Origin of the sequence: Burkholderia sp. lig30 (genome assembly GCF_000687455.2) — a bacterium.
Taxonomy (GTDB): domain Bacteria; phylum Pseudomonadota; class Gammaproteobacteria; order Burkholderiales; family Burkholderiaceae; genus Burkholderia.
Map to the genome: position 1 here is coordinate 18,808 of NZ_JGVW01000046.1, position 9,244 is coordinate 28,051.

General features: G+C 66.6%; 8 protein-coding genes. 7 read left to right on the plus strand and 1 reads right to left on the minus strand.

What is annotated here, in order from left to right:
* Positions 1-89 precede the first annotated feature (89 nt).
* Positions 90-575, plus strand: a complete 486-nt coding sequence (locus LIG30_RS02535) for an Lrp/AsnC family transcriptional regulator (protein ID WP_038709390.1) — start codon at positions 90-92, stop codon at positions 573-575.
* Between the two features lie 202 nt (positions 576-777).
* On the opposite strand, the gene LIG30_RS02540 is transcribed toward LIG30_RS02535, so the two are convergent.
* Positions 778-1,677, minus strand: a complete 900-nt coding sequence (locus tag LIG30_RS02540; protein ID WP_038709392.1) for a LysR family transcriptional regulator — start codon at positions 1,675-1,677, stop codon at positions 778-780.
* 235 nt (positions 1,678-1,912) lie between these two features.
* On the opposite strand from LIG30_RS02540, the gene LIG30_RS02545 reads away from it, so the two are divergent.
* The 6 genes from LIG30_RS02545 to LIG30_RS02570 all read left to right on the plus strand — a co-directional run bounded on the left by LIG30_RS02545 (position 1,913) and on the right by LIG30_RS02570 (position 8,825).
* On the plus strand, positions 1,913-3,598 hold the full coding sequence (locus tag LIG30_RS02545; RefSeq protein ID WP_038709393.1) for a GMC family oxidoreductase: 1,686 nt from the start codon (positions 1,913-1,915) through the stop codon (positions 3,596-3,598).
* Positions 3,599-4,032: 434 nt separating this feature from the next.
* Positions 4,033-4,812, plus strand: coding sequence for an ABC transporter ATP-binding protein (locus LIG30_RS02550; protein WP_038709395.1), 780 nt, complete (start codon positions 4,033-4,035; stop codon positions 4,810-4,812).
* Positions 4,809-5,564 (plus strand): ABC transporter ATP-binding protein, encoded by a 756-nt coding sequence (locus tag LIG30_RS02555; RefSeq protein ID WP_038709396.1) that lies wholly within the window; start codon positions 4,809-4,811, stop codon positions 5,562-5,564. The genes LIG30_RS02550 and LIG30_RS02555 overlap by 4 nt, the downstream gene beginning before the upstream one ends.
* Before the next feature lie 66 nt (positions 5,565-5,630).
* Positions 5,631-6,830, plus strand: coding sequence for an ABC transporter substrate-binding protein (locus LIG30_RS02560; RefSeq protein ID WP_038709397.1), 1,200 nt, complete (start codon positions 5,631-5,633; stop codon positions 6,828-6,830).
* 136 nt (positions 6,831-6,966) lie between these two features.
* Positions 6,967-7,851: a branched-chain amino acid ABC transporter permease gene (locus LIG30_RS02565; RefSeq protein WP_038709399.1), complete on the plus strand. Its 885-nt coding sequence runs from the start codon at positions 6,967-6,969 to the stop codon at positions 7,849-7,851.
* Complete coding sequence (locus LIG30_RS02570) at positions 7,851-8,825, plus strand: branched-chain amino acid ABC transporter permease (RefSeq protein ID WP_038709404.1); 975 nt, start codon at positions 7,851-7,853, stop codon at positions 8,823-8,825. The genes LIG30_RS02565 and LIG30_RS02570 overlap by 1 nt, the downstream gene beginning before the upstream one ends.
* The last annotated feature ends 419 nt before the right edge of the window (positions 8,826-9,244 follow it).

Sequence of the window (9,244 nt, forward strand, 5' to 3'; positions counted from 1 at the left end):
GGGGCGCGGATTGGGCGCAAAGTCTCTGGTAATTGTCGTTTTGGTGCGATAATTGCGCGCAAATATTCTATTTCATGCGGGGAAATCTCATGTTGGAACTCGATCACTTCGATCTGGCGCTGCTGGAGGTGCTGCAGCGCTCTGGCCGCGCGACGCATCAGCAGCTCGGCGAGGAGGTGCCGCTGTCGCCGTCGCAGATCGGCCGGCGGCTGCAGCGTCTCGAGGCCGCGGGCGTGATCGAGGGCTATCGGGTGATGCTGCGGCCGGAAAAGCTCGGGCTTGGCGTCACCGCGTTCACCAGCCTGAAGCTCAAGCACCACGGCGATTCGATCATCGAGCAGTTCCAGCAGCAGATCGACGTGTTGCCCGAGGTGCTGGAATGTCATGCGGTGGTCGGCGACGCCGATTACCTGCTGCGCATCGTCGCGCCCGACCTGAACGCGCTGTCGTCGTTCGTGATGAAGAAGCTGATGCGGGTGCCGGGCGTCGACAGCGTGCGCTCGAACATCGTGCTGACGACCTTCAAGCGCAACGGGCCGCTGCCGCTCGCACATCTCGCGCCGGGCGCGGCCTGAGCGGCGGGCGTGACGCGAAGCGTCGCAACTTTGTCATCATCAGCGTGGCTCATATCGCGCGAACCGGCCAGCGCGGGGCGGGGCCGCGCCGGCGGCTCGACGGTGAGTCGCGGGAATTGTCACGAATCACCCCACGCGCGGGGGGCACGGCGCACGCGCGCGCATGCGGCCGCCCGTTCGGCTGAGCCGTCCGGTGTGCCCGTCAGTTCGCCCATTGCGCGTCGATCAGCCGCCGCGCGGCCGCGATGGCCGGCTCGTCACGCCGCGCGGCGAGCGTCACGAACGTCAGTTCGGTCGGCACCGTCACGCGCTCGACGATCGTCAGCGCATGGGCATGCGCCTCGGCCAGCGCGGTCGAATCGCGCGCGAGCGTGAGGCCGATGCCCGACTTGACGAGATCGAGCATCGACTGTTCCTGATCGACTTCCGCGACCTTCACCGGTTGCACGCGCGCGTCGGCGAAGCGCCGCGACAGCAGCCGGTGATGCGCGGACGCCGGCGGCGTCCAGATCCACGGCAGCGCCGCCAGCGCGCGCCAGTCGTGCGCGCGCTGCACCCGTTCCCGCCAGCCCGCCGGCGCGAGCACGCGGTACTCGAAATGCGTGAGCGTGATGGTATGAAACAGCTCACCGTCGCGCGGATCATCCTCGCCGGGCCGGCCGATGTAGTAGCCGGCGTCGAGCGCCTGCGCACGCACTTGATCGAGCACCCAGCCTGACATGCCGTGCCGCAGCGCGGTCTCGATCTGCGGGTGGGATTCGACGAGCGCGCGCAGGAAGCCGCCGAGGCGCAGGAAGCCAGGGTCGAGGATCGTGCCGATCCGCAGGCATCCGCGCACTTCATGGCGCAGCGCGGCGGCGGCGCGCTGCACGTCGGCCGCGGCCGCGAGCGCACGCTCGGCATGCGGCAGCAGCGTCTGGCCGTCGCGCGTCAGCGCGAGCCCGCGGGACGTTCGCACGAACAGCGTGACGGCGAGCGTCTCCTGCAGATGCTTGATCTGCAGGCTGACGGCCGGCTGCGTCAGGTGCAGCTGCTCGGCGGCGCGGGTCAGGTTGCCTTCGCGGGCCACCGCGGCGAATGCGCGGAGCAGGGTGAGATCCATGTTCGTGATATGAGCGCGGCTTATAACGCAGTTCAGCATAACTCATTGGATCGGTGCGGGACGCAACGGGTACGCTTCACCGGAAACAGGGTTCGACGAATCCGGCAACTCCCGGTCGCGGTCGGCGATGTCGCCCGGGTGCCGATCGAGCGGCTCGCACCGCGCGTGAAGGCGATCAGGATCACGAACCGAATGGGTGCGGCCGGATAACAAACGAGGGGACAGGAGACAGAACGTGAACGTTCAACGAACGCTGGAAGGGGAATTCGATTACGTGATCGTCGGCGCGGGCACGGCCGGCTGCGTGCTGGCGAACCGCCTGACCGAAGATCCGGACGTGAGCGTGCTGCTGCTCGAGGCGGGCGGCAAGGACGATTACCACTGGATCCATATCCCGGTCGGCTATCTGTACTGCATCGGCAATCCGCGCACCGACTGGCTCTACAAGACGCAGCCGCAAGCGGGCCTGAACGGCCGCGCGCTCGCGTATCCGCGCGGCCGCGTGCTCGGCGGCTCGTCGTCGATCAACGGGATGATCTACATGCGCGGCCAGCGCGAGGACTACGACAACTGGGCGCGCGAAACGGGCGACGCCGGCTGGTCGTGGGACAGCGTGCTGCCGCTTTTCAAGCGCAGCGAGGACCACCACGCGGGTGCGAGCGACGCGCACGGCGCGGGCGGCTGCTGGCGCGTCGAGAAACAGCGGCTGCGCTGGGACATCCTTGAAGCGTTCGCTCAGGCCGCGCAGCAGACCGGCATTCCGGCGACCGACGATTTCAATCGCGGCGACAACACGGGTGTCGGCTATTTCGAGGTGAACCAGAAGCGCGGCGTGCGCTGGAATGCGTCGAAGGCGTTTCTGCGTCCGGCGCTGTCGCGGCCCAATCTCACCGTCGTCACCGGCGCGCACGCGCAGCGCGTGATCTTCGACGGCAAACGCGCGTGCGGGGTCGACTATCGCGGCGGCGGCACGGACTTCGTCGCGCGTGCGCGCGCCGAGGTGCTGCTCACGTCGGGCGCGGTCAATTCGCCGCAATTGCTCGAGCTGTCCGGCATCGGCGACGGCGCACGGCTGCAGGCGCTCGGCATCGGCGTCGTGCACGATCTGCGCGGCGTCGGCGAGAACCTGCAGGATCACCTGCAGTTGCGGATGGCGTTTCGCGTGCAGGGCGTGCGTACGCTGAACACGCTGTCCGCGCACTGGTGGGGCAAGCTGGCGATCGGCGCCGAATATGCGCTGCTGCAGCGCGGGCCGATGTCGATGGCGCCGTCGCAGCTCGGCGCATTCGCGAAATCCGATCCGCATGATCCGCGGATCACGCGCCCCGATCTCGAATATCACGTGCAGCCGTTGTCGCTCGACCGCTTCGGCGAGCCGCTGCACCGCTTCAACGCGTTCACCGCGTCGGTCTGTCACCTGCGTCCGTCGTCGCGCGGCAGCATCCATGTCACGAATGCCGATCCCGGCGTCGCGCCCGCGATCGCGCCGAACTATCTGTCGACCGACGACGACCGTCATGTCGCCGCGAACGCGCTGCGCCTGACGCGCCGGATCGCGTCCGCGCAGGCGCTCGCGCGTTACCGCCCCGAGGAGATCCTGCCGGGGGCGCGCTACCAGAGCGAAGCGGAGCTGGCGGATGCGGCGGCGGCGGTGGGCACGACGATCTTTCATCCGGTCGGCACCTGCCGGATGGGGCGCGCCGACGATCCCGGCGCGGTGGTCGACAGCCGCCTGCGCGTGCGCGGCGTGGCCGGGCTGCGCGTGGTCGATGCGTCGGTGATGCCGTTCATCACGTCGGGCAACACCAACTCGCCGACGATCATGATCGCGGAGCGCGCAAGCGACCTGATCCGCGCGGATCGGCGTGCGGCGCGCACCTCCACGCCCCCGTTCGCCAGTCTGTTTGCCGGGCCGGCATAAACATGCAGATCGTATTAATCATTTACGGGATGTGCGGCGCGTCAAATACGCCGGATTCCATATCGAATATCGCGCGACATACACATTGCATGATACTCGCCGGGTTTTTGCCGCGTTATCGCGCATTAATCGAATCGGCAAGCGGCGGCGCCGTTACGGGCCGTGCCGCAGCGGCTCGCGCATGTGACAGGAATATTGTGTAAAACCGCAGTTCGATCCGATTGATATGGCGGGCTGCCCTATAAGTGCAAATCCCGATGATTGCACTGCACCAAGGGCGCGACAATGTTCCGCAGTGTGAATGCGCGCGGGTGCCGGAGATCGCCGGCGCTGCGCGACAGCGCGCCGGGGGCAGCCGGTTCATCCGCTGAAATTTTCGCGGCCGCTGGCGCGAATCCTCTCAGTGCTTCGCCTGACTTCGTACGGAAGGGAACATGATTCTCGGCGACACGATTCTCGAAACACGCGGACTGACAAAAGAGTTCAAGGGCTTCACCGCGGTGAACGGCGTGAACCTGCGCGTGCGGCGCGGTTCGATCCATGCGTTGATCGGCCCGAACGGCGCGGGCAAGACGACCTGCTTCAATCTGCTGACCAAATTCCTGACGCCGACGGCCGGCCAGATCGTCTTCAACGGCATCGACATCACCGACGAGCGGCCCGCGCAGATCGCGCGCCGCGGCATCATCCGTTCGTTCCAGATCTCCGCGGTGTTTCCGCACCTGAGCGCGTTGCAGAACGTGCGCATCGGCCTGCAGCGCGCGCTCGGCACCGAGTTCCATTTCTGGCGCAGCGAGCGCTCGCTGAAGGTGCTCGACGACCGCGCAATGGATCTGCTCACGCAGGTCGGGCTGACCGACTTCGCGCACGTGCCGACGGTCGAACTGGCATACGGCCGCAAGCGTGCGCTCGAGATCGCGACGACGCTCGCGATGGAGCCGGAGCTGATGCTGCTCGACGAACCGACGCAGGGCATGGGCCACGAGGACGTCGATCGCGTGACCGCGCTGATCAAGAAGGTCGCGAACGGCCGCACGATCCTGATGGTCGAGCACAACATGAACGTGATCGCGGGCATCTCCGACACGATCACCGTCCTGCAGCGCGGCGAGGTGCTCGCCGAAGGCTCGTATGCGGAGGTGTCGAAGAATCCGCTGGTCATCGAAGCGTACATGGGCAGCGCCGACGCGGCGCTCGCGGGGGCGCACGCATGAAGCACAGCGAACGGGAGGAACGCGAATTGAGTGGTGTCGAAAGCGGCACGCCCGCGCTGGCGATCACGGGCCTCGAGGCCTGGTACGGCGAATCCCACATTCTGCACGGCGTCGACCTGACCGTGCACCGCGGCGAGGTCGTGACGCTGCTCGGCCGCAACGGCGCGGGCCGCACGACGACGCTGCGCGCGATCATGGGCCTGACCGGCCGCCGCAGCGGCTCGATCCGGATCGCCGGGCAGGAGACGATCGGTCTCTCGACGCATCGCATCGCGCATTACGGCGTCGGCTATTGCCCGGAAGAGCGCGGCATCTTCTCGAGCCTGTCGTGCGAGGAAAACCTGCTGCTGCCGCCGATGATCGGGCCGCGCGCGAATGCGATGTCGCTCGACGAGATTTACACGATGTTCCCGAACCTGGCGTCGCGCCGTCAGAGCCAGGGCACCCGCCTGTCGGGCGGCGAGCAGCAGATGCTCGCGGTGGCGCGCATCCTGCGCACCGGCGCCAACCTGCTGCTGCTCGACGAGATTTCCGAGGGCCTCGCGCCGGTGATCGTGCAGACCCTCGCGAGGATGATCGTCGCGCTGAAGGCGCGCGGCTACACGATCGTGATGGTCGAACAGAACTTCCGCTTCGCCGCCCCGCTTGCCGACCGGTTCTACGTGATGGAGCACGGCCGGATCGTCGAGCACTTCGGCGCCGGCGAACTCGAAAGCAAGATGCCCGTGCTGCACGACCTGCTCGGCGTCTGACGCCCCCCGGCCGCTTGCCGTGGCGGCCGCAATAACCACAACGCAGTGAAAAACCAGGAGACGTCAATGAAGAAGAAGATCCTCGCACACGCCTGTCTCGCGCTCGCGAGCGCCGCGCTCACGGCCGGCGCCGCGCAGGCCGCGGATACCGTGAAGATCGGTTTCGTCACCGACATGTCGGGGCTTTATGCGGACATCGACGGCCAGGGCGGCCTCGAGGCGATCCGCATGGCGGTCGCGGATTTCGGCGGCAAGGTGCTCGGCAAGCCGATCGAGGTGGTGTATGCGGATCACCAGAACAAGGCCGATATCGCGGCGTCGAAGGCGCGCGAGTGGATGGATCGTGGCGGGCTCGACCTGCTCGTCGGCGGCACGAACTCGGGCACGGCGCTGGCGATGAACCAGGTCGCGGCCGAGAAGAAGAAGGTCTACATCAACATCGGCGCGGGCGCCGACACGCTGACCAACGAGCAGTGCACGCCGTACACGGTGCACTACGCGTACGACACGATGGCGCTCGCGAAGGGCACCGGCTCGGCGGTGGTGAAGCAGGGCGGCAAGTCGTGGTTCTTCCTGACCGCCGACTATGCGTTCGGCAAGGCGCTCGAGAAGAACACGTCGGACGTCGTGAAGGCGAACGGCGGGCAGGTGCTCGGCTACGTGCGGCATCCGCTGTCCGCGTCGGACTTCTCGTCGTTCCTGCTGCAGGCGCAGTCGTCGAAGGCGCAGATCCTCGGCCTCGCAAACGCAGGCGGCGACACGATCAACGCGATCAAGGCGGCGAAGGAATTCGGCATCACGAAGACGATGAAGCTGGCGGCGCTGCTGATGTTCATCAACGACGTGCACAGCCTCGGGCTCGACACGACGCAGGGCCTCGTGCTGACCGACAGCTGGTACTGGAACCGCGACGCCGCGTCGCGCCAGTGGGCGCAGCGCTACTTCGGCAAGATGCGGAAGATGCCGTCGAGCCTGCAGGCGGCCGACTATTCGTCGGTGACGACCTACCTGAAGGCGGTGCAGGCGGCCGGCACGACGGATTCCGACAAGGTGATGGCGCAGCTCAAGAAGGCGAAGATCGATGACTTCTACGCGAAGGGCTACGTCCGCGCCGACGGCAGCATGATTCACGACATGTATCTGATGGAAGTGAAGAAGCCGTCCGAATCGAAGGAGCCGTGGGACTACTACAAGGTGCTCGCGACGATTCCGGGCGAACAGGCGTTCACGACGAAGCAGGAGTCGCGCTGCGCGATGTGGAAGTGAGCGCGGCACGGCGGCGTGCGCGCGTCATGCGCGCCGCGGCGGCGGGCGGGGCAGGGCGGTGCGGCGTCGCCGCAGCCCGCGTCCGCCGCGCAAGCAGGTTGTGCGTACAACCCATTTCACTCTGACGGCAGATTCGATGGAAATCTTTGGCATTCCGTTGCCGGCGATGCTGAGCCAGCTGTTGCTCGGGCTCGTGAACGGCTCGTTCTACGCCATCCTGAGCCTCGGGCTCGCGGTGATCTTCGGCCTGCTCAACGTGATCAACTTCGCGCACGGCGCGCTGTTCATGCTGGGCGCGATGCTCGCGTGGATGGGGCTGTCGTATTTCGGGCTGCCGTACTGGGCGATGCTCGTGATCGCGCCGCTCGTCGTCGGCGTGTTCGGCGTGGCGATCGAGCGCTCGATGCTGCGCTGGCTGTACAAGCTCGATCACCTGTACGGCCTGCTGCTGACGTTCGGCCTCACGCTCGTCGTCGAGGGCGTGTTCCGGTCGGTCTACGGCGCGTCCGGGCAGCCTTACGACGTGCCGTCGCAGCTCGCGGGCGCGACCAATCTCGGCTTCATGTTCCTGCCGAACTACCGCGCGTGGGTTGTCGTCGCATCGCTCGCGGTGTGCCTCGCGACGTGGTTCGTGATCGAGAAGACCCGGCTCGGCGCGTACCTGCGCGCCGGCACCGAGAATCCGAAGCTCGTCGAGGCGTTCGGGGTGAACGTGCCGATGATGATCACGCTCACCTACGGCTTCGGCGTCGCGCTCGCCGCGTTCGCCGGCGTGCTGGCCGCGCCGGTGATCCAGGTGTCGCCGCTGATGGGCCAGCCGATGATCATCACGGTGTTCGCGGTGGTCGTGATCGGCGGGATGGGCTCGATCCTCGGCTCGATCGTCACGGGCCTGATGCTCGGCGTGATCGAAGGCTTCACGCGCGTGTTCTATCCGGAAGCGTCGGCGACGGTGGTGTTCGTCATCATGGCGATCGTGCTGCTGATCCGCCCGGCGGGCCTCTTCGGCAAGGAAAAATGATGCAGAGAAAAGTGCTTTACGGGCTGCTGCTTGCCGCGCTGCTCGTCGCGCCGTTCGCCGGCGCCTATCCGGTGTTCGTGATGAAGGTGCTGAGCTTCGCGCTGTTTGCCGCGGCGTTCAACCTGCTGATCGGCTATACCGGGCTGCTGTCGTTCGGCCACGCGATGTTTCTCGCGACGGCGGGCTACCTGACGGGCTACGCGCTGCAGACGCACGGCTTGACGCCCGAGCTCGGCGTGCTCGCGGGCACGGCCGCGGCGACGCTGCTCGGGCTCGTCGTCGGGCTGTTCGCGATCCGCAGGCAGGGGATCTATTTCGCGATGATCACGCTCGCGTTCGCGCAGATGGTCTACTTCATCTACCTGCAGGCGCCGTTCACGCATGGCGAGGATGGCCTGCAGGGCGTGCCGCGCGGCAAGCTGTTCGGCGTGCTCGACCTGTCGTCGGATCTCGCGCTCTACTACGTGGTGGTCGCCGTGGTGGTGGCCGCGTGCGTGTTCATCGTGCGGGTCGTCCATTCGCCGTTCGGCCAGGTGCTGATCGCGATCAAGGAGAACGAGGCGCGCGCGATCTCGCTCGGCTACGATACCGACCGCTTCAAGCTGCTCGCGTTCATCCTGTCGGCGGGGCTCGCCGGGCTGGCCGGCTCGCTCAAGGTGCTGGTGCTCGGCTTCGAGACCCTGAGCGACGCGTACTGGACGATGTCCGGCCTCGTCGTGCTGATGACGCTGGTGGGCGGGATGGGCACGCTGTTCGGCCCGCTGCTCGGCGCGGCGCTGATCGTCGCGCTCGAGGATCGCCTCGGCGACATCGGCGAATCGCTGGCGTCGCTGACGGGCATCGGCTGGTTCCACTCGCTCGGCGAATCGGCGACCATCGTGACGGGGCTGATCTTCATCGCATGCGTGCTCGCGTTCCGGCGCGGGATCGTCGGCGAGATGGTCGCGCGGATCAAGCCGCTACGGGCTTCATGACGGAGTGCTGCGATGCAGCATCGGCTTGCGCGACCGGGCGTTTCGGGGCGGATCGCATCCGGCGCCGCGTGCCCGTTAGCTGCCCCATTTCCGTGCGGCGATGCACCATAGGGGTAAATGCTAGTTGTGGTCAGACGAGAGGTTCTTTAATCTTCGTCCTAGTTCTGATGCACCGCGAAACGAATTTGCAGGTGGAGAACGAGGAGACAATCGAGGCACTCAGTGCCCGGCCCGGAAAAGCGCTGTTGGACGAAATCCAACAGCGCTTTTTATTTTTGCATTGGCTCCGCGCTGGCGTATCGCGTCGCGTTTCCCCGCTCGTCTGTCTTCTCCCGCTTTCCCCCGTTTGCTCGTCTGGCCCATCCGCCAGACCGCCTATCCGCCAGACAGCCCATCCATCAGACCGTCAGACCGTCAGA